The organism is Kribbella hippodromi, from assembly GCF_039531045.1.
GTDB classification, from domain to species: Bacteria; Actinomycetota; Actinomycetes; order Propionibacteriales; family Kribbellaceae; genus Kribbella; species Kribbella hippodromi.
In genome coordinates this window covers 81,598-104,610 of sequence record NZ_BAAAPH010000023.1, presented here as the reverse complement: position 1 = coordinate 104,610, position 23,013 = coordinate 81,598, and the positions used below count along the sequence as shown (strand labels likewise).

Sequence of the window (23,013 nt, the reverse complement as noted above, 5' to 3'; positions counted from 1 at the left end):
ACTCGCGATCAGGGACGGCGATTCTGCTTTTTCTGCGGCTGGGAAAACCCACAGAACGGGATGCCGTCGATTTGTGTCGGCGCCAGGGGCGAAGATGGACGACGTGCCCTGGACTTCGACACCTCTCGTCGGCCGCTCGAGCGAGATGGCCGCCCTGCTCAGCACCGTGGACGACGCCAAGACGCGCCGTGCCGGTGCCGTGCTGCTGTCCGGCGACGCCGGCGTCGGCAAGACCCGGCTGCTGGACGAGGTGGCGACCGGCGCGCACGAGCGCGGTTTCGGCGTGCTGGTCGGGCACTGTACCGACTTCGGCGACGCCGGCCTGCCGTACCAGCCGTTCTCGGAGATCTTCGGCCGGCTGGCCGGTGACCGCCCGGACCTCGTCGACAGCGTCCTGACGAACTTCCCGGCCATCGGCCGGCTGCTGCCGGCGCACCGCCTGCTCAGCGCCCAGCCGGCGCCGCAGGAGGGCCAGCTGGACCGGGCCGCGCTCTTCGACGCCGTGCTCGGCGCGTTCACCGCGCTGTCCACCAGCGAGCCGATCATCGTGATCATCGAGGACGCCCACTGGGCCGACGACTCGACCCGGGACCTGATCGGTTTCCTGATCACCCGGCTGACCTCGCAGCGGCTGGCGCTGGTGGTCTCGTACCGCAGCGACGACCTGCACCGCCGGCACCCGCTCCGCCGCCCGATCGCCGAGTGGTCGCGCAACCCGCGGGTCCGCCGCGTCAACCTGCTCCCGCTGGACGCCGACGAGGCGCGGACGCTCCTGCACTCGCTGCTCACCGAGCCGCTGCCCGCGGCCGAGGAGCGGCGGATTCTGGAGCGGGCCGGCGGCAACGCGTTCTTCACCGAGGAGCTGGCGGCCGCCGCGTCGATGGGCGACGGCGACGCCGTGCCGCCCGATCTGGCCGATCTGTTGCTGGTCCGCCTCGACCCGCTGTCCGACGACGCCCGCCAGGTCGCGCGGGTGATCGCGGTCGCCGGGCGGCGCGTGCCGCACACCGTGATGACCGCCGTGGCCGGCCTGCCGGACCGTGAGCTGGACGAGGCGCTGCGCGAGCTGATCGACGCCCACATCATCGACGTACCCACCAGCGACCGGTACTACTTCCGGCACGCGCTCCTCGCCGAGGCGGTCTACGACGATCTGCTGCCCGGTGAGCGCGTTCGGCTGCACGCGGCGTACGTCCAGGCGCTGCACGACGAGACCGTGAACGGGACGGCGGCCGAGCTGGCCGGCCACGCCACCCGGTCGCACAATCTGCCGGTCGCGTTCGAGGCCCGGGTGCGAGCGGGTGAGGAGGCCATCTCGGTCGCCGCTCCGCAGGAGGGCCTGAAGCACTACGAGCTGGCGCTGGAGCTCTTCCCCAACCGAGCCCCCGACAACTCGATCGACAAGACCTGGCTGATTGTCCAGACCGCGACCGCCGCGACGCTGTCCTCGCAGCACCTGCGCGCGGTCAAGATCCTCCGCAAGGCGATCGCGGACCTGCCGCCGGACGCGCCGAAGCTGGAGCGGGCGCAGTTGCTGCTGCCGCTGGCCGACATCGCGCTGGTGATCGACCAGGACCAGGAGTCCAACGAGGCCGTTTCGCAGGCGTTGAAGCTGGTCAACGACGAGCCGGCCAGCGTGTTCAAAGCGCAGGTCGCCTCGCTGTACGCCCGGGTGTCCGACGCGCTCGGCCGGCCGATGGAGGCGGAGCGCTGGGCGCACAAGGCGCTCGAGATCGCCCGCGAGGCGGGTCAGGAGTCGGCCGCCAGCGACGCCGGCATCACCCTCGCGCAGCTGCGCCGCCGGGCCGGTGACCCGGAGACGGCCGCGAAGCAGCTCGAGGAGGCCGCGGTCCGGGCCCAGCTCACCGGCGATCCGGCCGCCGAGGTGCGGAGCCGGTTCCTGCTCGGGTCGACGCATTACGAGCAGGGCGACCTGCTGAACGCGAAGGCCGCGCTGACGTTCGCGACCAAACGCGCCCGTGAGCTGGGACGGCAATGGGCCGCGTACGGGTTCGACGCCCGGCGGATGCTCGCGCTGACCCAGTTCATGCTCGGCGAGTGGGACGACGCGGCCACGACGGCCCGGATCGACTCGATGACGCCCGGGGCGGCCGCGGCCGCACTGCGCAGCGTCGATTTCTCGGTCCGCAGCGGGCGTGGCGACACCAAGGTCGCCGAAGAGTTCGTGATGTCCCGCAAGTGGTGGGATCTGGACATCATGCTGCCGATCATCGGGCTGCAGCCGGCCGTGGACGCGTACCGGCAGCTCGATCAGCCGGCCGAAGCGGAGAAGCTGATCGCGGACGTGTCGGCGATGTGCGCGGACGTGTTCCAAACCGAGTGGTTTCTGGCGCGCATCCGGTTCTCGACACTCGGTCTGCAGCTGCTCTGCCACCGCGCCGTCGGTGAGCCGTCGGCTGCCGCTGACCTGGTCAAACGCGGCGCGGAGCTGGTCGCGCTCGGCCAGACGACCGCCGAGAAGGGGCTGCCGCCCGGTCGGTTGATGGGCGTCGAAGGGCTCGCCTGGCTGGCCCGGCTGGAGTCGGAGTGGGATCGGCTGCGGTGGCTGGCCGGGGTGGACGCGCCGACGCCCGAGGAGCATGTTGCTGCCTGGCAGCGGACCACTGACGCGTTCGGGTACGGGTATGTGTTCGAGCAGGCGTGGTCGCGGGTCCGGTTGTCCGCCGCGCTGCGGGCGGCGGGACGGGTCGCCGAGGCGAACGAGCAGACCGCGCTGGCGGCGGAGGTCGGGCGGGAGTTGCGCGCGAAGCCGCTGCTGGAGGAGGCCGGTGGGGTGGAAACCGGCAGTGCGAGTGCGCTGACGTCACGCGAGGGTGAGGTGCTCCGGTTGCTCGCGGAAGGGCGGACGAACCGACAGCTCGCCCGGGAGCTGTACATCAGCGAGAAGACGGTCAGCGTGCACGTGTCGAACATCCTCGGCAAGCTCGGTGTCCGCTCCCGGACCGAAGCCGCCGCCGTGGCCCGCCGCGACGGCCTCCTCGACTGACGACGGCAACGAGTACATCGAGCCCGCGCCGAGCTGGGCCCGGCCGCTCTGGTGGAGCGAGGTTCAGCCGTGGCCGTGGTGGCGGTAGGGCTCGGCGCGGAACTGCCGGGCCCGGGCGCGGGCCAGCTCGTCGGCCGGATCAGCAGCCGGATCCGGCGTTCGGGACGACCCGGCACGGTCCAGATCGGTGAGGTCGTCGAAGACCTTGCGGGCATGCCGCATCCGCGCCACGGCCAGCAGGATCACCCCCGCCGCCAGCACTGCGATCGCCACCCAGAGTTGCCAAGACATAGCCTCACCACCACGTACTCGCCCCGTTCCCCCGAGTAATCACCATAGCTCCGAACTGAGCGGTTGGCGATCGCTTGCACGCAATCCGTGAGGAGAAGTGATTCAATCTCACATTTGTTGCCCACCGCAATCACAAAAGGTGACGAGGCAACAAGCCTGGGCCCGGCGACTCTGACTACACTCAGTGACTGCGAGGCGTGAGTCGGCCACCCCGGAACAAATACGTCGCGCGTCGGTCCCGCGGCTCCCGGAAGGCCAGCACCTCGTACGCACCGCGCTCCGGCTCGGCGGCGATCAGCCGGGAGTCGTCCAGCACGACCAGCCTGGTCCGGCGTGGCTCCGGCAGCATCAGGCGGGCTCCCTCGCTGACCGCCTCGTCGACGACCCAGAAGTCGCCGTCTTCGACGCTGATCGTGGCCCGCGTCAGTACGTCCGTGTACGCCCCGGTCACCAGCTCCGGCGAGATCTCGACCGGTTCCGTCGGTGGCACCGACCGCTTCGGGAGTACGACCCCCGCGGTTTCGCGGAGGATCTCGCCGACCAGTTCGTCGTACAAAGCGGCCGTGCTGCCGCCGTTGGTCAGCAGTACGACGGCGACGTCCTTCTCCGGCACCAGCCGGAAGAACGCCGACTGGCCGACCGTGCCGCCGTCGTGCCCGTACATCCGGCCGCCCTCGACGTCGAAGATCATCCAGCCGAGGCCCCAGTGCTGCGGGAAGCCGTCCATCAGCGGTACGTCGACCTGCGGTTCCCAGAGCTGATCCACCGCCGCCCGATCGAGCAGCGTCGCGTCCAGGTACGCGCGGCCGAACGAGAGCAAGTCGCGCGCGCTCATCGCCAGCAACGACCCGGCCGGCGCCATCCCGTGCACGAGGCTCCAGATCGGCGCGGCCTGGAGCGGTTCGTCCGGCTTGGGCGCGATGTGGCCGAGCGCGGTCCGGTACAGCAACGCCTCGTCCGGGATCGTCGCCAGCTGCTTCAGCTCGAGCGGTTCGCCGATGTGCTCCCGGATCAGTTCATGGAACGGCTTCCCGCGCAACACCTCCGCGATCCGCCCGAGCACCACGAAGCCGGAGTTGTTGTACGAGAAGCCCGCGCCCGGCGGAACCTCCTGCGCAAGGCCGGGCAGCACGTCGCGTACGAACAACTCGACCGCGTCGTCGCCCCGCGAGGTCGACGTGAAGGCATCGCCGGAGAACCCGCTGGTGTGCGTCAGCAACTGCCGGACCGTGATCCCCGCGGCCGCGGTCTCGTCGGCGAGCTTGAACTCCGGCAGGTACGCGCGCACCGGCCGGTCGAGCTCGACCTTCCCCTCGGCGACCAGCTGCATGATCAGCGTGGTGGTCCAGAGCTTGGTGATCGAGCCGATCTGGAACACCGCGTCGACGGTCGCCTCGACGCCGGTGTTCAGGTTCAGGACGCCGGCCGCCGCCGTACTCACCTCGCCGCCGGCCAGCACCGCGACCGAGGCGGCGGGGACGCCGTGCTTGGTGATCAGTTCCGCGAGGTTGTCATCCAGCCAGCTCTGCACGTAGTCACTCCAGGGGGTGGGAAAGCACACGGATCAGGTTCTCGCCGATGACCTTGCGGATCGTCGCCTCCGGCACCCCTCGGCGGAGCAGGGCGCCGGTGACCAGCGGCATCCCGGCCGGACCTTCCAGGCCGGGGACGTACAACTCGGCGTCCAGGCCCTGGATGACCACCGGCCGGTCGCAGGCCGGGATCTTCTCGCCGAACACCTCCGCGACGAAGTCACTGCCGAAACCGACGTGATCCTCGCCTGCGATGTCGATCACGTGCAGGACGTGGTCGGCGAGGTGGTCGACAGTCGGCTTCTCGTCGCTGGTGAGGAATCCGGCGAAGAAGTTCACGCAGACCACGCCGCCGGTCGCGGCGATCGCGCGCAACTGGTCATCGGTCAGGTTCCGATGGTGCTCGCGGAGCGCGTACGCGCTGGAGTGGGACGCGACCACCGGTTTGGTGGCCAGCTCCAGGATGTGTTCGGTGCCGGCCCGGCCGACGTGGGAGACGTCGATCAGCACGCCGAGCTCCTCGAGCAGGCCGACCGCCTCGACCCCGGCGTGGGTGAGCCGGCTGCCGGCCGCGTCCTCGCCGGAACCGTCGCCGAGCGCGCTCCGGCCGAAGTGCGTGAACGACACCATCCGGACGCCGAGTCGCTGCAGGGTCTGGAGCAGTTCGAGGTCGGTGTCGATCTGCGGGCAGCCCTCCAGCGCGAGCACCAGCGCGATCCGGTCCGCTTCGGTCGCCGCCGCGATGTCGCCGGGCTCCGTACACAGCATCACCTGGTCCGCGTTCGCCTCGGCGATCCGGTGCGCGGCCTCGATCATCCGGAGCGTCTCGCGCAACGCGCCCTCGGGCCGGAACTCGGCGTCGATGAACACCGGCAGCACCTGGACGTCGATCCCGCCGGTCCGCAGCTGTGGCAGCCAGCGCTCGCGGAAGTACGCCGGCCAGACCTCCTTCGGCCGCCGCGCCACCAGCATCAGCAGGTCGTTGTGCCCGTCCGCAACCAGCGCGTCCCGATGCAGGTCCATGCAGCCCCTCTCAAGGTCGAAGCACCAGAATATGCTCGGCGGGGTGAAGGTGCTCTCGGCGCGGGATGTCCGGCGTGCGGTTCCGATGCGTACGGCCGTCCGCGCCGTGCGGGAAGCGTTCCGCGAGCTGGCGGACGGGAGCTTCGTACTGCCGCCGCGCCAGGTGTTCGGCGACGGCAAGGTGCTGGTGATGTCGGCGTACCACGCGCCGACCGGGACCGCGGTCGTGAAGACGATCGGGATCGCGCTGGACCAGGTGCCGGCGATCCGCGCCACCGTGGTGTGGACCGGGAACGGCACGCAGTTGGTCGCCGAAGGCAGCTCGATCACGACACTGCGGACCGGGGCGGTGGTTGGTGTCGCCACCGATCTGCTCGCGGCGGCCGATGCGGAGCGGTTGACCGTGATCGGGACCGGGGCACAGGCGCCGGATCAAGTACGGGCGGTGGTCGCCGCACGCCCGATCGCTGACGTGGTGCTGGCTGGGCGCTCGGCCGAGCGCGCCGAGAGACTGGCCCAGGAGTTGCGGGCGGAGTTCCCCGAAGTGCGGTTCACGGCCGGTACGGAGGTCGATGCGGCCGTCGCTGATGCTCAGATCATCTGCTGCGCTACGTCGTCGGCGACGCCGTTGTTCTCGGTCGATGCGCTGCCCGAGCACGTCCACGTGAACGCGATCGGCGCGTTCCGTCCGACCATGCGCGAACTCCCCCGCGACCTGCTGGCCGATGCGACCACGGTCCTGGTCGACCAGCGGGAGGCGGCGATGGAAGAGTCCGGCGAGATCATCGACGCAGTCACCTCCGGAACCCTCACCACCACCGCCCTGGTCGAGCTGGGCGAAGCCCTGACCACCCCACCGACCCCTAGCGGCCGCACAGTCTTCAAGTCGGTAGGGGTCGGCTGTCAGGACTGGGCCATCGCCGCCGCCCTGGAGCACTCCCTACATCGTGTCGCAGGGTAGGCCCAGCTTTCGTGGCCGCCGCCTGCCAGCATCGCTCCGACCGCCACGACCGCCGCGCCGAGCCGGCATGTCCAGCCCTAGGTCCAGCGCAGGACGCCCTTGCGGTACGCGTACAGCAGGCCGACCGTGACGAAGGCGAGGAAGACGAACATCTCGATCAGCGTGGACACACCGAGCGCCGCGTAGATGGTGGCCCACGGGAACAGGTAGATCGCGTCGACCGCGAAGATCACGTACAAGTACGCGAACAGGTAGTACCGGATGTGGACCTGCGCCCACCCCTCGCCGACCGGGTCGACGCCCGACTCGTACGTCTTGAGCTTGCCCTCGGTCGGATAGGTGACCGTCAGCGCCCGGTTCAGCGCGAACGCGCCGAGCAGCCCCACCAGGCCGAGCGCGACCACCGCGGCGACGACCCCATAGCTGTCCGACACGGTCAGCAGTCTAATTGGTGCAGAGCAACAAGGAGTCGATCGAGACGTACGGCCCGTACCCCGACTGGATGTCCGCGACCTGCAGCCGGAGGCGCGTTACGCCGGTGATGTCCTGGTTGATCCAGTCTTCGGTTTCCTGCTTCATCCGGAGCGACGTCAGCGCCTTGGTCCCGTTGTGCAGCGAGACCCGGACCGTACCGTCGGTGATGTTGCCCAGCCAGTTCCGCGAATACCGGCAACCGGTCGTGTCGACGTCACCCCACACGTACCCGCCCTTGTTCGCCAGCAGATCCGCCTCGGCACGGCGCGGACCCTCCTTCGGCGGTACGACGTTGAGCTGCGGCTGCCCCACCCCACCGGCCGCAACGAGACCCTTCTTGAAGAACCCGCGCCACACATAGTGCTTGAAGCTGATCACCGGCGAGATCGCGGCCGCGTACTGCGCCTGCGCCCCGACCGCGATCCGGTACGAGCGAACCGACCCGGGCTGAACCGTCGTGATCGTCACGCTGGTGCCGGCCGTGTACCCGTGGGCGATCTCCTGCCAGCGCTTCTGCGCCGGAAGCCACTGGTGCAACGGAACCCTGGTCCCGGCCGCGGGCGCCGGCGTGAGGGTGCCGACGACGGTGATCACGCCCTTGGCCGAATCCGTCGTCCGGATGCTCTTGATCGTCGCCACCCGGGCCGGAGCCGTCTCCGACACCGGCGCGAGCGCGGGCCCCGGGCCATCCGCGGCCGCGGCCGCCGCCGGGACTGCGCAGCCCGCTCCCAGCAACGTCAGCAGCCCGACCAGCAAACGCACACGGCGCATCAAAAATCTCCCGACCACAGCGAGTATCACAGCTTGATGACGACACCCTGCCGGTTCCGGCTGCGGATAGCAAGGATGCGTTTGCGCACTGTGATACTGGAGGATTTTCCGCCGTACCCGATGCGTCCGGCTTGTAGCACTCCGTCCCAGGCTGTGGACCACCGGGGCTTCCGGATGGTTCCGTGCCAAGGGCCAACTAATATTGAGTTATCGCCCAGACGGGGGGATCGGCCTTCGCTCACGAGGTGCCGGCCGGCCCAAGCTTCGACTTGGAGATGAACAGAACAGTGACCATCGAGGTCAAGCAGCTCGACCGCGTGGTGATCCGCTTCGCCGGTGACTCCGGTGACGGGATGCAGCTCACGGGGGACAGGTTCACCGCGGAAACGGCATCGTTCGGCAATGATCTGTCGACCCTGCCCAACTTCCCAGCCGAGATCCGGGCACCAGCCGGAACCCTGCCGGGAGTCTCGTCCTTCCAGTTGCACTTCGCCGATCACGACATCCTCACGCCGGGTGATGCGCCCGATGTGCTGATCGCGATGAACCCGGCGGCGCTGAAGGCGAACCTGAAGGACGTCCCGCGCGGCCGGACGCTGATCATCGACACCGCGGACTTCACCGCCCGGAACCTGAAGCGGATCGGCTACGACGAGAATCCGCTGGAGACCGGCGAGCTGGAGGCGTACCACGTCGTGCCGCTGAACCTCACCGGCATGACCGTGGAGTCGGTGAAGGAGTTCGGGCTGTCCCGCAAGGACGCGTCCCGGGCGAAGAACATGTACGCGCTCGGCCTGGTGTCCTGGCTGTTCCAGCGGCCGGTCGAGTCGACGATCACGTTCCTGCAGACCAAGTTCGCCTCGAAGCCGGACATCCGGGACGCGAACATCGCCGCCTTCCGGGCCGGCTACAACTTCGGCGAGACCGCCGAAGAGTTCTCGGTCCGGTACGAGGTGAAGCCGGCCAGCATGGCCACCGGCACGTACCGGAACATCTCCGGCAACCTCGCGCTGGCGTACGGCCTGGTGGCGGGCGCCCAGCGAGCCGGACTGCCCTTGGTCCTGGGCGCGTACCCGATCACCCCCGCCTCGGATGTGCTGCACGAGCTGTCCAAGCTCAAGCGGTTCAACGTGACCACGATCCAGGCCGAGGACGAGATCGCCGGTGTCGGCGCCGCCCTGGGCGCGTCCTTCGGCGGGGCGCTCGGCGTCACCACGTCGTCCGGCCCCGGGATCAGCCTGAAGTCGGAGACGATCGGCCTCGGCGTGATGCTCGAGCTGCCGCTGGTGGTCTGCGACATCCAGCGCGCCGGCCCGTCGACCGGGATGCCGACCAAGACCGAGCAGGCCGACCTGCTGCAGGTGATGTTCGGCCGCAACGGCGAGGCGCCGCTGCCGGTGCTCGCGGCCCAGTCCCCCGCGGACTGTTTCGCGATCGCGATCGAGGCGGCCCGGATCGCGGTCACCTACCGGACGCCGGTGATCGTGCTGTCCGACGGCTACCTGGCGAACGGTTCGGAGCCGTGGCAGATCCCGGTGATCGAGGACCTGCCGACCATCGACCCGAACTTCACCGTCGAGCCGAACGCGACCGACGACAAGGGCGCCCCGAAGTACCTCCCGTACCTGCGTGACCCGGAGACCCTGGCCCGCGCCTGGGCGATCCCGGGCGCGGCCGGGCTGGACCACCGGATCGGTGGTCTGGAGAAGGAGGACAAGACCGGCAACATCTCGTACGACCCGGCCAACCACGACCTGATGATCCGGACCCGGCAGGCGAAGGTCGACGCGGTCGCCCGCAGCATCCCGCCGCTCGAGGTCGACGACCCGGACGGTACGGCGAAGGTGCTCGTGCTCGGCTGGGGTTCGACGTACGGACCGATCGGCGCCGGCGTCCGCCGCGTCCGCAAGGTCGGTGGGAAGGTCGCGCAGGCCCATCTTCGGCACCTCAACCCGTTCCCGTCGAACCTCGGTGACGTGCTGAAGTCGTACGACAAGGTCCTGGTCCCGGAGATGAACCTGGGTCAGCTGGCGATGCTGCTGCGGTCGAAGTACCTGGTCGACGTCGTCTCGTACGCGCAGGTTCGCGGGATGCCGCTGGGCGCCGCGGAGCTGGCCGAGGTGATCGGCAACCTGGTCGAGGAGACCGCCGGGATCGACGACGACGCCCGCCAGCTCGGGTCGGCCGCGGCCGCGCTCGCGCACGGTGAGGCACTGGCCGACCAGAACGGCCACCTGAACACGGAGGGAGCACGATGAGCACCGTAGAGCTCGGCATGCCGAGCCTGCCCGGGGGCCTGAAGGGCGTCCCGGCCGCGACCGAACCGCAGAACCGCAAGGAGTACGTGTCGGACCAGGAGGTCCGCTGGTGCCCCGGCTGCGGTGACTACGCGGTCCTCGCCGCCTTCCAGGGCTTCCTGCCCGAGCTCGGCATCAAGCGCGAGAACGTGGCGATGATCTCCGGGATCGGCTGCTCGTCCCGCTTCCCGTACTACCTGTCCACGTACGGCATGCACTCGATCCACGGCCGCGCGCCGGCGATCGCGACCGGCCTGGCGGTGTCCCGGCCGGACCTGAGCGTCTGGGTGGTGACCGGCGACGGCGACGCGCTGTCGATCGGCGGCAACCACCTGATCCACACCCTGCGCCGGAACGTGAACCTGAAGATCCTGCTCTTCAACAACCGGATCTACGGCCTGACCAAAGGCCAGTACTCGCCGACGTCCGAGCCGGGCAAGGTGACGAAGTCGACGCCGATGGGCTCGGTGGACAACCCGTTCAACCCGGTCTCGCTGGCGCTCGGCGCGGAGGCGACGTTCGTGGCCCGGACGGTCGACTCGGACCGCAAGCACCTGACGTCGGTGCTGCGCGCCGCGGCCGAGCACCGGGGTACGTCGTTCGTGGAGATCTACCAGAACTGCCCGATCTTCAACGACAACGCGTTCGAGGCGTTCAAGGACCCGGAGACCCGGGACGACGCGATCATCCCGCTCGTCCACGGTGAACCGATCCGGTTCGGCACCGACGGCCGGCTCGGCGTGGTCCGGGACGGTTTCGCGTCGCTGGCGGTCCGTGAGGTCGCGGACCTGCCCGGCGGCGAGGCCGATCTCGTCGTCCACGACGCGCACACCGAAGACCCGGCGTACGCGTTCGCGCTGTCCCGGCTGACCGACGGCGGCGTCCTGCACCGGGCTCCGATCGGCGTCTTCCGCAGCGTCGAGCGCCCGGCATACGACGACCTGGTCCGGCAGCAGATCACGACCGCCCAGGAAGCCCAGGGCACCGGCGATCTGCAGGCCCTGGTCACCGGCTCCGACACCTGGACAGTGGACTGACTCACGCTGTGTGACGTTGGGGTAACATTCGCTCTGTTGCTTGCGGCGGCAAAGCCCTATCGTGGAATTCCTGAGGGGAGTCACGGCAGGGGGAGCGGTATGGAGCCGTACGACGTACACCCATGAACGACGCCGCGGACCGGCTTGCCGATCGGATCCGGGCGTCGGCGGCGATGGCGGCCCAGGACTGGCAACAGTCCGGGCACCTGTCGCTGCGCCGGATGGGTCTGCGCTCGCTGCCGGATCGGGTGCCGTCGCTTGAGCTGCTCACCAGTCTCGATCTGAGCGACAACCGGCTGACCGAGCTGCCGCCGGCCTGGCTGTCCGACGCGACCCGGCTGCAGCGCCTGGTGCTGGCCGGGAACCGGCTGACCGAGTTGCCCGAGACCATCGGGCAGGCGGCCGCGCTGCGTCTGCTCGACGTCTCCGACAATCGGTTGTCGGAGATTCCGGCGGCGATCGCGCGCTGCCACGAGCTGCGGCGGATCGATGTCTCCAGCAACGGCCTTCGCGATCTCACCCCGCTCGCTGAAGTACCAGGGCTGCTGATTCTGGACGCGGCCGACAACCGGCTGGCGGAGCTCACTGGGGCGCCTGGTCCGCCGACCCTGACGGCACTCGATTTGAGCGGCAACGAGCTCGAGACGCTGCCCGCGGCGTTTGCGCAACTGCCTGCGTTGCGGCGCTTGGATCTGTCCGGGAACCACCTCACGTCGGCGGCACTCGACGTACTCGCCGGGCTGCCGCTGGAGGAGCTGTATCTCGACGACAACGAGCTGGAAGTGTTGCCACCGCTCCCCTCGATCCTGCTGCTGTCGGCCCAAGGGAATCAGGCCACGGACTCGATACTCGGGGACCTTGCGGTCGACGTGTCCGACTACGGGATGAGCCTGGCGATCCCCGCCGTGGAGGACACGCAGCGGGTGATCGACCTCTATTACAAGCGGTTCTACGACATTCCCGCGACTGTTGCCTTCGGCGACGGAATGACCCTCGACCTCAGCGCGATCAGTCGCCGGACAGCGGTTGAGGCGATCACAGATCATCAGTACCTCGGGACTTCCGCGCAGGTGCGGTTGTCGCCGGACGAGAGTGGCGACGAGCGCGGCACCGCGTTCCTTGCGCAGTCGTTGGTCAGGCTGTCGCTCGCCGGGCTCCGGCCGGCCTCGTGGGCGTTCCTCAGTTGGGCGCCCCGGGTGCTGAACGTGGCGCTGACCGATTCCGAGCGGCAGCTGCTCAGTACGACCGCTCCGCTGCGGCCCGATGGCGTGTACCAGGTACGCATCGACGTCGGCCCGCTGGTCGAGGACTCGGTCATCATCAACCCGGTACCGCTCCAACTGGACGAGCCGGATGACGACGACGGCTACCAGTTCGATGTCGTCGTGAGCAGCAGTGACGTCACGGTCGATCCCGGCCCGTACGAGCTGCGGCTTCCGCTGACCGGTGCGAGCCGGTACGTGTACGTCCCGTTCCGTACCGGGGCGAGTCTCGGCGCGGCGGCACTTCGGGTCACGCTGTACCACCGGAACAACGCGGTGCAGTCGGCGCGGATCGACTTCGACATCGAGCGGCGCGGGCGGCGTACCGGACACATCAAGGGGATGGTGGATTACGCGCTCACCGATGACGTCGGGCGGTCGCCGGAGTTGCCGTACCGGAATCTCAACATCCTCACCAACGACGGGCCGAGCGGGACGCACAAGATCGTCGTCAACAACGGTGAGCGGGCGATCGCTGTCACGGTGTCGGATCAGCAGGCGACGACCGTACTGACCGCGATCCGGAAACGGCTGACCGAGATCACGTTAGGGGCCTCGGGCAAGCAGTCGCAGTACGACGACGAGAACCGGAAGCCGACCGCCGGGTTCATCATGGATCTGCGCCGGATGGCGTTGAGCGGAGCGCAGTTGTGGCAGGCCGTCGTACCGGACGTCGACGATCGTTCGTACTTGCGCGAGCAGCTGGCCGAGCGGGCGAAGATCCAGATCACGCGGGCCACGTACACGGTGTTTCCGTGGGCGCTGATCTATGACATCCCGCGGGATCCGGAGGAGGACGGTACGCTCTGCCCGATCCTCAAGGACTGGGACAAGCGGCAAGTGGAGCTGCGGGACTATCCGGTCCGGTGCCCGGCGGAGGCGTCGCACGGGTTGAACGTGATCTGCCCGTACGGGTTCTGGGGTTTCCGGCATCTGATCGAGCAGCCGCCGTCGGTGCGGACCGGCATCCTGCGGACGAGTATCAAGGTGGTCGAGCCGGCGCAGGCCGCAGCGGCGCGCAGCCTGGCGCTGAACGCGGCGTTGACGGCGACGCACTTCACCGACCTGGAGGCGTGCTTCGCGGGGCAGTTCGAGTTGGTGCCGTGCGATGACAAGGCCGCGCTGGAGGCTGCCTTGGCGGACCCGCGGTTGCCGCTGGCGTACTTCTACTGCCATGGGCGTACCGAGAAGCAGGCCGACGTCATCACGCCGTACCTGGAGATCGGGGAGGACACGCGGATCGCGCCCGGGTCGCTCGGGGCGTGGCACGAGGCGGGCAGTTGGGGTACGAGTCACTGGAGCGAGACCGCGCCGCTCGTGTTCATCAACGGGTGTGAGACGGCTTCGCTGCAGCCGTCGGATGTGGTGAGTTTCGTTGACGCGTTCGCCGGGCTGCATGCGGCGGGGGTGATCGGTACCGAGATCTCGGTGTCGCAGCGGGTCGCGGGCGAGGTCGCGCTGAAGTTCTACCGGCACTTCATCGGGTCGGACGGTGCGACGGCCGGTACGGCGCTGTACCGGACCCGGATCGACCTGCTCCGGAAGGGCAACCTCGCCGGACTGGTGTACACGCCGTTCTGCTCGATGGATCTGATGCTTGAGCGGTCCTAGTGTCCCGAAGAAGGGAATCACCATGAGGGTTACGGAGCTGGGCGCCCTGTGTTTCGGAGTGGTCGTCGGCTGGGTCACGTACCGCACCCTCATCCGCCGCAGCGACCGCGCCGCGCTGACCGACATCTCCGCCGTCATCGCGGCCGTGGGCGGCGGGGCAGTCACCGGCCTGTTCAAGAGCCCAACCCTGTTCGCCTGGTACTCGATCGGCCTGCTCGGCGGTTTCCTCATGTACTTCGTACTCTTCTGGATCTTCAACGGCAACAAGAAACTCGGCGAGGTCATGGGCGGCCCCAAAGCAAACGACGGCCGCGACTTCTAAACCAACCCCACCAAGCTCCCCCCAGCCGCCCGTACCCCCGCAACCGGCACCGCCGCTGCCCCACATGCGTCAGCTCACCTGACAAGTACCGCCTTCACGCCCGAGTCACCGAGTCTCGGGTTAGTTGTCGGTGGTTGGTGTGGCTGGTTAGGGCGAGGGTTAGGTCTAGGTCGGCGAGGAAGCAGCGGAGGACGTGTTCTACTCCGGGTTGGCCGGCTAGGGCCAGGCCGTAGAGGAGGGGGCGGCCCAGGAGGATGGCTTTGGCGCCTAGGGCCAGCGCCTTGGCGGCGTCGGCGCCGGTGCGTACGCCGGAGTCGAAGAGGACTGTCAGTTGTTCGCCGACGGCGTCCGCGATGGGTGGTAGCGCGTCCAGGGCGGCGATTGCGCCGTCTACCTGGCGGCCGCCGTGGTTGGAGACGATGATGCCGTCGACACCGTGCTCCGCGGCGAGTTTCGCGTCCTCGACGTGCAGGATGCCCTTCAGCACGATGGGGCCGTCCCAGTTGTCGCGCAGGAACGACAGGTCGTCCCAGTGCAGACCGACGTGGGGAAACATTTGCGCCCACTGCATCACTGCCGCGCCCGGGTCCTCGGCGATCGGCTTGGCCAGCTTCGACTGGAAGGCGGGATCGGTGAAGTAGTTCGCCAGCCCCTCCCCCTTCAGGAACGGCAGGAACCCGCGGTCCAGGTCAGCCGGCCGCCAGCCGATCGTCCCGGTGTCGAGCGTGACGACGAGGACCGCGTACCCGGCCGCCTTCGCGCGCTGCAGGAAGCTCAGGCAGACGTCACGATCGGTCGGGTAGTACAGCTGGAACCACTTGTTCCGCGCCTCGATCTCCTCGATCGCATGACTCGCCTGAGTCGAGTGCGTGTACGTCAGCCCAAGCGCATCCGCCGCCCGCGCCGTCGCGAGTTCACCGTCCGGGTGCGCAAGGGTCTGCACCCCGATCGGAGCAACCAGGACCGGCGCGGGCATCGCCGTACCAAGGATCGTGCAGGACAGATCACGTTCAGTACTGCCGCGCAGCATCCGAGGCACCAGCCGCCACCGCTCGAACGCCGCCTGGTTAGCCCGGGCCGTCGCCCCGCTGCCCGCGCTCGGCACGATGTAGCCCATCGCCTCCGCCGACAGTTTCCCGGCCGCCTGCGACTCCAGCCGGGCCAGGTCGGTGGTGATCTCCGGCGTCGTCCCCTGCAGCATGCCCTGCAGGTAGATCTGCAACTGGTAGTCCCCGAAGTTGGCCATGCCGGATGCTCCCACGCCCACCCCGCGACCTCAACCACACGAGTCCGGCCAAGACGATCACCCCGCACAACCAGGCGAACCAGTCACCCCACGCCGTGTACAGCGTCTTGTCGATCCCCGGCCGGAGCTCGCCGATCAGTACGGCCGGACCGTCCGCCGGCGCATCCGTTTCCGCAACGACCCGCCCGTTCGCGTCGGCCAGTACGAGCCGCCCCTTGCTGCCGTCACGGGCCATCGGGACACCGTTCTCGATCCCACGCAGCATCGCCATCCGGCTGTGCAACCAGCCGTCGTCCACGAAGTCCAGCGCCGGTACGAGCCACAGCGACGTACCGAGCTGACCGTACTGCCGCGCCAGCGGCGGGAAGTCCAGGTCCTTGCAGATCATCAACCCCCAGCCCTGGTACGTGGCCAACCGCTCGCCCGGCGTGTACGGCTCCATGCCCGGAATCAGATGATGTTTGTCGTACGAGGTCGGTGCCGCCCCGTCCGGGTGGAAGATCAACGCCCGGTTGTGATCGCCATCGCCGAGTACGGTCAACCCGACAACCAACTCGATCTTGTTGCTCGTAGCAAGCGTCTGGAACTGCTGGGACAGCTTCGCCAGCTCGGTGGTTTGTACATCGATCGTCTTCTCCGGCAGCAGCACGATCTTTGCGCCAGACTGGGCAGCGGAGGCGATCATCGGTTTGTACCGGTCGAGGATCGCCGGGCCGCCGGCGTTCGGCCAGCCGGCATCGTCGGCGCCCTCCGCGGACAGGATCGCGAGCTTCACCGGTTGCGCAGGCGGGGTGCCGTTCAGCCGCACCACGCCGTACAGACAGGTGCCAACGGCAACCACCGCGAGTACGCCGACCAGCTTGATCCTCCGGGTCGCGAACACGGCGGCCGGGAACATCAGCAGGAAACTCAACCCCCACATGCCCGTAAACGACACGATTTGGTTGACCGGGGCAACTGCCACCTGGGTGTACGCGAGACTCGTGAACGCTCCGTGCGGCGAGAAGCTCGTGAGTACGTAGTCGAGCACCGCCCACAAGGCCGGAGCCGCCACGGCCGCGATCACCGGATGACCCCGGACGACCAATGCCCTGAAGAACAGCACGGTGACGGTGAAGACGCCGGCGAGCAAGAGCAGGAACGACAGTGCGATCGGGGGCAGTTCGAGGTCGTTCAGCAAGTAGGGAACGAGATTCGTGAGGCCGAGGAGCCAGCCGACGAAGGCGGTCAGCGCGGCGGCGCGCGCTCGTAACCGTGGAGCGACGAAGAACACCGGGACGGCGGCCCACCAGGTGAGCGCCGGGAGGGTGTGCAGGCCGGAGCCGAAGTACAGCAAGGCTCCGGTGGCGAGGGCCGCCGGCACCGCCCACCACTTGGAGAGCGGCTTGCCCACAAAGGACGCCTGTTCAGACACGGAGTTCATCGATCGTCCTTTCGCCCAGGCGCAGGCAGAGAGCCCGGAAATCTGCTTCCGGCATCCCGATGCGGTCGCCGTGGTGGAGCTGGATCAGGCCGTGCAGGAGCGCGGCGAAGATCAGGCTGGTTTCCCAGATGTCCTGGTCGCCGCGGAAGAGGTGCTGGTCGATTCCGGCGCTGACCGCGTCCGCGACCAGGTTGAAGGTCGGTGACTTGCGGGCCTCGAAGTCCGCCGGGAACTTCCGGGCCTGGTCGCGCCGCGCGGTGAACATGTAGTCGTACAGCCGCGGCTGGGCGAGCGCGAAGTCGACGTGGTCGACCAGCATCTCCCGCAGCCGTGCATCCGCCGCGGCCGGCCGGTCCGCCGACTCCCAGCGGCGGACCAGTTCGGCGAACGCCGCGTCCGCGACCGCGTTCAGCAGCGCCTCGCGGTCCGGGAAGTACTGGTAGATCGCCATCGGCGTGATCCCCACCGCGGCCGCCACCTTGCGCATCGAGACGCCGGCCGCGCCGTGTTCGGTCAGCAGGTAGGTGGCCGCGGCGGTGATCCGTTCTTTTGTCGTCACCTCGCTCATGCGAACCATTAAATACGCATTCCCTATACGCTGTATAGGCGAATCGACCCTGACCCGACCCGGATCCATGACATCGGTCATCCCTGAGCCCGGACGTCCGTCAGGCAACGATCCGGACGGATCGCACCGGCCTGGGCGGGCTCCGGACCGGACAGTGAAGCCATGACGAACACGAACGTGGTGACCGCTCCCCCACGCAGCGGCGTACGACGCGCACTGCCGGCTCTCGGCCTGTTCTTCCTGTCCCCACTGGTCGCGGAGTTCCTGCTCGGAAACATCCCGATCTCCGCACTGTTCGCGCTGATCACGCTGGCGCCGCTGTACGGCGGCGGCGCGGTGCTGATCCGCGAGCTCGCCCGCCGCCGCGGCTGGGGCTACCCGAGCATCTTCGTCCTCGCGCTGGCGTACGGCGTGATCGAGGAAGGCATCACCACCCAGTCGCTGTTCAACCCGAACTACGCGCACCTGCGCCTGCTCGACCCGGGCCACATCTCGTTCCTCGGCATGGGCGCACCGTGGACGGTGATGGTCCTCGGCCTGCACACGCTGTGGAGCATCACCGTCCCGATCGTGGTGATGGAATCGCTGTCCCGGCGCCCCCGCGAACCCTGGCTCGGCAAAGTGGGACTCAGCGTGTACGGCGTGCTCTTCACGATCGGTGTGGTCGCAACCACCGCCTTCGGCTACACGAAAGACCCGTTCCGCGCATCGATCGGCCAGGACCTCGGCGTCGCGATCGCGGTCCTCGTACTGATCGCGCTGGCCGTCCTGGTCGGCCGCCGACTGCCGCGGCACACTGCCGGAAACGTGCCCACGCCCTGGCTGATCGGCGCCGCCGCGCTCGTGGTCACCAGCGCCTGGATGCTCGTCAACGATCAGGTGTCGAACGGCTGGCTTTGCGCCGCCCTCACGCTGACGATCGAGCTCCTCGCGGCCGTCGCGCTCGTCAACCTGTCCCGGCGGAGCAATTGGACGCGACTGCACACGCTGGCAGCGGCCGGTGGCGCGCTGCTCACGTACGCCTGGCACGCCTTCGGAGAAAGCCCGGTGTTCGGCGCCTCGCGGACCGTCGATCTGATCGGGAACGCGGTCTTCGCCCTGCTCGCGATCGGGCTGCTGATCGGTGCGACAATCAGGTGTGAAAAGTTCGGTGACGCCTGACAATCGCGCCACCGCGCGGCACGTCGGCCTGGCGCTGTTCGCCCTGACCACCGGTGGATTCGCGATCGGTACCACCGAGTTCGTCACGATGGGCCTGCTGCCGCAGATCGCCGACGGCGTGCACATCTCGATCCCGGCCGCGGGGCATGTGGTCTCGGCGTACGCGCTGGGGGTGGTCGTCGGCGCGCCGGTGATCGCGGCGCTCGGCGCGCGGACCGGGCGGAAGCGGTTGCTGCTCGGCCTGATGGCGGTGTTCGTGGCCGGCAACGTACTGTCCGCGGTTGCCTCCAGCTACGAGTTCCTGATGGCCGCGCGGTTCCTGTCCGGCGTACCGCACGGAGCGTTCTTCGGGATCGGCGCGGTCGTCGGCGCCTCGATGGTGCCGCCCGGCCGGCGGGCGCGGGCGATCGCGATGTCGATGCTCGGGCTTCCGGTCGCGAACATTGTCGGCGTACCGCTGACGACCTTGCTCGGGCAGCGGTTCGGCTGGCAACTGCCGTTCCTGGCGGTCGGTGTCCTCGGGTTGCTGACGCTGGTCGCGGTCTGGTTGTGGGTGCCGCCGCAGCCGGTCGGCAGCGAGGTGAACGTCCGCAGTGAGCTGAGCGCGCTCCGCCGGCCGCAGGTGTGGATGGCGTTGCTGGTCGGGATGGTCGGCTTCGGCGGGATGTTCGCGACGTACTCGTTCATCACCCCGACGATGACGGAACTGGCCGGTTTCTCCGAGTCCGCGGTGACGATCGTGCTCGCGGTGTACGGCATCGGCATGACCGTCGGCACCGTCGTCGGCGGCCGCCTCGCCGACCGGTCGCTGATGGGCAGCATGTACGGCGGGCTGATCGCGGTAGCCGTCGTACTCGGTACTTTCGGCTGGCTTGCGCAGACCCGGCCCGGTGCGCTGGTCGCCGTGTTCGCGATGGGCTGCTCGGCGAGCATCCTGGTGCCCGCGCTGCAGACCCGGCTGATGGACGTCGCCCACGAAGGCCAGTCGCTGGCCGCCTCGCTGAACCACTCCACGCTGAACATCGCCAACGCCCTCGGCGCCTGGCTCGGCAGCGTCGTCCTGGCCGCCGGCTACGGCTACGAATGGCCCAGCCGCCTCGGCGCCGCCCTCGCCGCGGCCGGCTTGATCCTGGCGCTGATCTCCGGCCTGATGGAACGACGGGGGACGACTCAGGTACCTGCCTGAGGGTCTTCTGACCAGGGTGTTGGTTAGATCGGGGTATGGCGACCTTGACGTTGGGCGCGGCCGACCTGGTACGGCGGCGTGGGCTGCGGCGGATGCGGTCGGTGGCACTGACCCTGCTGGTGCTCGCCGCGATCATCTACGTGGCGACCTTGCACCGGACCGGCGGCTGGGCGTACCTGAACGCGGCGTCCGAGGCGGCGATGGTGGGTGCGCTGGCCGACTGGTTCGCGGTCACCGCGCTGTTCCGGCGGCCGCTCGGCCTGCCGATCCCGCACACCGCGATCGTGCCGACCCGCAAGGACAGCCTCGCGGAGAGCCTCGAACAGTTCGTCACCGAGAACTTCCTGTCCGAGGAGGTGGTGGCGGAGAAGATGCGTACCGCCCAGGTCAGCCGCCGCGCCGGCGTTTGGCTTGCCGACGGCAACCACGCGGAACGGATCGTGGCCGAAGGCGCGCGGACGGTCGGTGCCGCGCTGCCCAAGCTCGGTGACGACGACGTGGCCGCGTTCGTGCGCGGCTCGCTGCTGCCCCGGTTCGTGAAGGAGCCGTTGAGCCCGATCGCCGGGCACTTCGTCCAGTCCGTGGTCGAGGACGGCGCGCATCACGCCCTATTCGACCTGCTGATGGTCGAGGCGTACGACTGGCTGGCGAACAACCGGGAACTGCTCGCGGACGTGATCGGCCCCCGCGCACCCCGCTGGTCACCACAGTGGGTCGACCGGCTCGTCGTGGATCGCATCCACCGCGAAGCACTCGCCTGGCTGGCCGACGTACGCGACAACCAGGCCCATCCGGCCCGCCGGGCGGTCGACCGGCTGCTCGCGCAACTGGCCGACGACCTGCAGCACGACCCGGAGACGATGGAACGTTTCGAGGCCTGGAAGGCCCGGATGCTGACCCACCCGGACATGGGCAACAGCCTGACCGCGGTCTGGGACGCGATGCGGACGGCACTGATCGACGCGATCAACGAACCGACAAGCGCGCTCCGGCTGCGCGCGATCAAGACCCTGCAGGACCTGGGCCGGCGCCTGCAGGACGACGAGACGATGCGTACGAAGGTCGACGACCGCGCCGCCGAGGCGGTCGGGTACGTCGTCCGCACGTACGGCACCGAGATCGTCTCGGTCATCTCCGACACGATCGAACGCTGGGACGGCCGCGAAGCCGCCGCCCGGATCGAACTCCACGTCGGCCGCGATCTCCAGTTCATCCGCATCAACGGCACCGTCGTCGGCGCCCTCGTCGGCCTCACCATCCACACCCTCAGCCAACTGGTCTAGCACTCCGCAAAGCAGGAGCGTTTCGCACCCGATACAGGAGCGTTTCACCCCGTAGATGCCGGAAAAAGCTCCTCTGTCCTACACCCAGCTGTGCAGGTCCGCGGCGTCTTTGGTGAGTTGTTCGGGGGAGTCGTCGGCGACGAACTCGAGGAGGGCGTTGATTTCGCGGGGTTCGGCGGTGAGGCGGTCCAGGACGGGGCGCCAGAGGGACTCGCGGGCGGCCAGCGGCAGGCGGTTGTTGGAGGGCCACCAGGAGAAGACGTGGACAGTGCTCAGCCACGGCATCAGTGCTTCCAGTTGCTGGAGGCACTCGGTGTCGTCCAGGTCGACCGGGGGCTGCCAGTACGTCTTGAGGTTCGGGGCGCCGACGTCCAGCAGCAGCGTGATCGTGGAGTCGACCTCGTCGGTGAGCGTGTTCCGGTGGAACTCCATCGCGATCTCGATCCCCGCACCGGCGGCCATGTCGGCGAGTTCACCAAGCCCGCGGGTGACCGCCATCCGGTCGCCGACCCCGGCCTCGGCGGTGCCGACGTTGCCGGCCCAGACCCGAATCCGCGGCGCCCCGAGCGCCTCGGCGGTGGCGACCGCGGAGCGCATCTCCTCCCGGTCGACACTCCCGGCCCGCAAGTACGACCCGTACGCCGCGACCTGCAAGCCATGCACTTCGGTCAGGTTCCGGACCCGCTTGGCGTTCACCAGGTTGCCGAGCGGAACGTGGATGTCCCCGCCCCACTCGATCGCCGAAAGCCCCGACTTGGCCGCCACCTCCACCACCTGGTCCACCGGCAACTGCCGAAACGTCACCGAAACCAGCCCGGTCCTCACACCCACACGCGCCTCCTCGTCACCCTCCCATCCAACCCCATCACCCCAACCCCGCAGCAGCCCCGCCCCGCCCACACCGCCGCCCAACGTCTCGGCGTCTCACGTCATGAGCAAACGAGTTGGATGCAACTGTCGGTGGGGATTACGCTGACCCGGTGCCAGAACAGCGTCGGGGGTTTCTCTTCGGATTCAGTGCGTACCTGATCTGGGGGCTCTTTCCGCTCTACTGGAAGCTGCTCGACCAGTCCGGTGCGGTCGAGATCCTGGCGCACCGGATCGTCTGGTCGCTGGTCACGATCGTCGTCCTGGTCGTCGCACTGCGGAAGTTCGGCCAGGTGAAGGCCCTGCTCGCCGAGCCGCGCCGGCGGTGGCCGTTGATCGCGGCGGCGTTCCTGATTTCGGTGAACTGGGGTACGTACATCTGGGCCGTCGGCCACGGCCATGTCGTGGAGACCTCCCTCGGGTACTTCATCACCCCGCTGTTCACGGTCCTGCTCGGCGTCTTCGTCCTGAAGGAACGGCTCCGCCCGATGCAGTGGACCGCGCTCGGGATCGCGTTCGTGGCTGTCCTCGGGCTCGCGATCGAGAACGGGAAGCCGCCGTGGGTCGCGATCGCGCTGACCTTCTCGTTCGGGTTCTACGGGCTGGCGAAGAAGAAGGCCGGCGCCGGTGCGATCGAGGGCATGGCGATCGAGTCGGGTACGGTCGCGCCGCTCGCACTGGTCGCGATCGC

General features: G+C 68.8%; 17 protein-coding genes and 1 pseudogene. 9 read left to right on the top strand and 9 right to left on the bottom strand.

The annotated features are described in order from the left end of the window. The first annotated feature begins 94 nt into the window (after positions 1 to 94). On the top strand, positions 95 to 3,007 hold the full coding sequence (locus tag ABD260_RS29905; RefSeq protein WP_344238844.1) for a helix-turn-helix transcriptional regulator: 2,913 nt from the start codon (positions 95 to 97) through the stop codon (positions 3,005 to 3,007). A 63-nt stretch (positions 3,008 to 3,070) separates the two neighbouring features. On the opposite strand, the gene ABD260_RS29900 is transcribed toward ABD260_RS29905, so the two are convergent. The 3 genes from ABD260_RS29900 to ABD260_RS29890 form a co-directional block, all read right to left on the bottom strand. Next, entirely contained in the window at positions 3,071 to 3,298 is a 228-nt protein-coding gene (locus ABD260_RS29900) for a hypothetical protein (protein ID WP_344238842.1), read from the bottom strand. Positions 3,299 to 3,479: 181 nt separating this feature from the next. Then, positions 3,480 to 4,829: a serine hydrolase domain-containing protein gene (locus ABD260_RS29895; protein ID WP_344238840.1), complete on the bottom strand. Its 1,350-nt coding sequence runs from the start codon at positions 4,827 to 4,829 to the stop codon at positions 3,480 to 3,482. Between the two features lie 4 nt (positions 4,830 to 4,833). Then, on the bottom strand, positions 4,834 to 5,853 hold the full coding sequence (locus ABD260_RS29890) for a dipeptidase (protein WP_344238838.1): 1,020 nt from the start codon (positions 5,851 to 5,853) through the stop codon (positions 4,834 to 4,836). Positions 5,854 to 5,896: 43 nt separating this feature from the next. Between ABD260_RS29890 and ABD260_RS29885 the strand changes: the two genes are divergently transcribed. Beyond that, positions 5,897 to 6,814, top strand: coding sequence for an ornithine cyclodeaminase family protein (locus ABD260_RS29885; RefSeq protein WP_344238836.1), 918 nt, complete (start codon positions 5,897 to 5,899; stop codon positions 6,812 to 6,814). A 77-nt stretch (positions 6,815 to 6,891) separates the two neighbouring features. Here ABD260_RS29885 and ABD260_RS29880 read toward each other — a convergent pair whose 3' ends face one another. Next, positions 6,892 to 7,248, bottom strand: a complete 357-nt coding sequence (locus tag ABD260_RS29880) for an NADH-quinone oxidoreductase subunit A (RefSeq protein WP_344238834.1) — start codon at positions 7,246 to 7,248, stop codon at positions 6,892 to 6,894. A 10-nt stretch (positions 7,249 to 7,258) separates the two neighbouring features. Beyond that, on the bottom strand, positions 7,259 to 8,059 hold the full coding sequence (locus ABD260_RS29875) for a hypothetical protein (RefSeq protein WP_344238832.1): 801 nt from the start codon (positions 8,057 to 8,059) through the stop codon (positions 7,259 to 7,261). Positions 8,060 to 8,334: 275 nt separating this feature from the next. On the opposite strand from ABD260_RS29875, the gene ABD260_RS29870 reads away from it, so the two are divergent. From ABD260_RS29870 to ABD260_RS29855, 4 genes are all read left to right on the top strand, one after another. Continuing rightward, a complete protein-coding gene (locus ABD260_RS29870) occupies positions 8,335 to 10,317 on the top strand; it encodes a 2-oxoacid:acceptor oxidoreductase subunit alpha (protein ID WP_344238830.1) in 1,983 nt (660 codons plus the stop codon). Then, on the top strand, positions 10,314 to 11,393 hold the full coding sequence (locus ABD260_RS29865) for a 2-oxoacid:ferredoxin oxidoreductase subunit beta (protein WP_344238828.1): 1,080 nt from the start codon (positions 10,314 to 10,316) through the stop codon (positions 11,391 to 11,393). Before ABD260_RS29870 ends, ABD260_RS29865 begins: the two co-directional genes overlap by 4 nt. 122 nt (positions 11,394 to 11,515) lie before the next feature. Beyond that, positions 11,516 to 14,266, top strand: coding sequence for a hypothetical protein (locus tag ABD260_RS29860; protein WP_344238826.1), 2,751 nt, complete (start codon positions 11,516 to 11,518; stop codon positions 14,264 to 14,266). A 22-nt stretch (positions 14,267 to 14,288) separates the two neighbouring features. After that, positions 14,289 to 14,588, top strand: coding sequence for a hypothetical protein (locus ABD260_RS29855; RefSeq protein WP_344238824.1), 300 nt, complete (start codon positions 14,289 to 14,291; stop codon positions 14,586 to 14,588). 94 nt (positions 14,589 to 14,682) lie between these two features. On the opposite strand, the gene ABD260_RS29850 is transcribed toward ABD260_RS29855, so the two are convergent. The 3 genes and pseudogenes from ABD260_RS29850 to ABD260_RS29840 form a co-directional block, all read right to left on the bottom strand. Beyond that, positions 14,683 to 15,834: an alpha-hydroxy-acid oxidizing protein gene (locus ABD260_RS29850; protein WP_344238822.1), complete on the bottom strand. Its 1,152-nt coding sequence runs from the start codon at positions 15,832 to 15,834 to the stop codon at positions 14,683 to 14,685. A gap of 136 nt (positions 15,835 to 15,970) precedes the next feature. Then, positions 15,971 to 17,257 (bottom strand): annotated as a pseudogene (locus tag ABD260_RS29845) (nitrilase-related carbon-nitrogen hydrolase); the annotation flags it as partial. Then, positions 17,241 to 17,825: a TetR/AcrR family transcriptional regulator gene (locus ABD260_RS29840; RefSeq protein ID WP_344238820.1), complete on the bottom strand. Its 585-nt coding sequence runs from the start codon at positions 17,823 to 17,825 to the stop codon at positions 17,241 to 17,243. The pseudogene ABD260_RS29845 and the gene ABD260_RS29840, both read right to left, overlap by 17 nt. 162 nt (positions 17,826 to 17,987) lie before the next feature. Between ABD260_RS29840 and ABD260_RS29835 the strand changes: the two genes are divergently transcribed. Genes ABD260_RS29835 through ABD260_RS29825 form a run of 3 tightly spaced genes read left to right on the top strand, consistent with a single transcriptional unit; the run spans position 17,988 to position 21,455 of the window. After that, complete coding sequence (locus ABD260_RS29835) at positions 17,988 to 18,986, top strand: hypothetical protein (protein ID WP_344238818.1); 999 nt, start codon at positions 17,988 to 17,990, stop codon at positions 18,984 to 18,986. Next, a complete protein-coding gene (locus tag ABD260_RS29830) occupies positions 18,976 to 20,172 on the top strand; it encodes an MFS transporter (RefSeq protein ID WP_344238816.1) in 1,197 nt (398 codons plus the stop codon). Before ABD260_RS29835 ends, ABD260_RS29830 begins: the two co-directional genes overlap by 11 nt. 35 nt (positions 20,173 to 20,207) lie before the next feature. Beyond that, positions 20,208 to 21,455, top strand: coding sequence for a DUF445 domain-containing protein (locus ABD260_RS29825; protein WP_344238814.1), 1,248 nt, complete (start codon positions 20,208 to 20,210; stop codon positions 21,453 to 21,455). Between the two features lie 78 nt (positions 21,456 to 21,533). Here the strand turns inward: ABD260_RS29825 and ABD260_RS29820 are convergent, their stop codons facing one another. Beyond that, positions 21,534 to 22,286, bottom strand: coding sequence for a sugar phosphate isomerase/epimerase family protein (locus tag ABD260_RS29820; protein WP_344238812.1), 753 nt, complete (start codon positions 22,284 to 22,286; stop codon positions 21,534 to 21,536). Positions 22,287 to 23,013 lie beyond the last annotated feature (727 nt).

Coding starts and splice junctions, on each gene's coding strand:
- ABD260_RS29850 (WP_344238822.1), bottom strand. CDS start 15,834: ATGGCCAACTTCGGGGACTACCAGTTGCAGATCTACCTGCAGGGCATG.
- ABD260_RS29865 (WP_344238828.1), top strand. CDS start 10,314: ATGAGCACCGTAGAGCTCGGCATGCCGAGCCTGCCCGGGGGCCTGAAG.
- ABD260_RS29875 (WP_344238832.1), bottom strand. CDS start 8,059: ATGCGCCGTGTGCGTTTGCTGGTCGGGCTGCTGACGTTGCTGGGAGCG.
- ABD260_RS29860 (WP_344238826.1), top strand. CDS start 11,516: ATGAACGACGCCGCGGACCGGCTTGCCGATCGGATCCGGGCGTCGGCG.
- ABD260_RS29905 (WP_344238844.1), top strand. CDS start 95: ATGGACGACGTGCCCTGGACTTCGACACCTCTCGTCGGCCGCTCGAGC.
- ABD260_RS29870 (WP_344238830.1), top strand. CDS start 8,335: ATGAACAGAACAGTGACCATCGAGGTCAAGCAGCTCGACCGCGTGGTG.
- ABD260_RS29835 (WP_344238818.1), top strand. CDS start 17,988: ATGACGAACACGAACGTGGTGACCGCTCCCCCACGCAGCGGCGTACGA.
- ABD260_RS29855 (WP_344238824.1), top strand. CDS start 14,289: ATGAGGGTTACGGAGCTGGGCGCCCTGTGTTTCGGAGTGGTCGTCGGC.
- ABD260_RS29840 (WP_344238820.1), bottom strand. CDS start 17,825: ATGAGCGAGGTGACGACAAAAGAACGGATCACCGCCGCGGCCACCTAC.
- ABD260_RS29900 (WP_344238842.1), bottom strand. CDS start 3,298: ATGTCTTGGCAACTCTGGGTGGCGATCGCAGTGCTGGCGGCGGGGGTG.
- ABD260_RS29890 (WP_344238838.1), bottom strand. CDS start 5,853: ATGGACCTGCATCGGGACGCGCTGGTTGCGGACGGGCACAACGACCTG.
- ABD260_RS29825 (WP_344238814.1), top strand. CDS start 20,208: ATGGCGACCTTGACGTTGGGCGCGGCCGACCTGGTACGGCGGCGTGGG.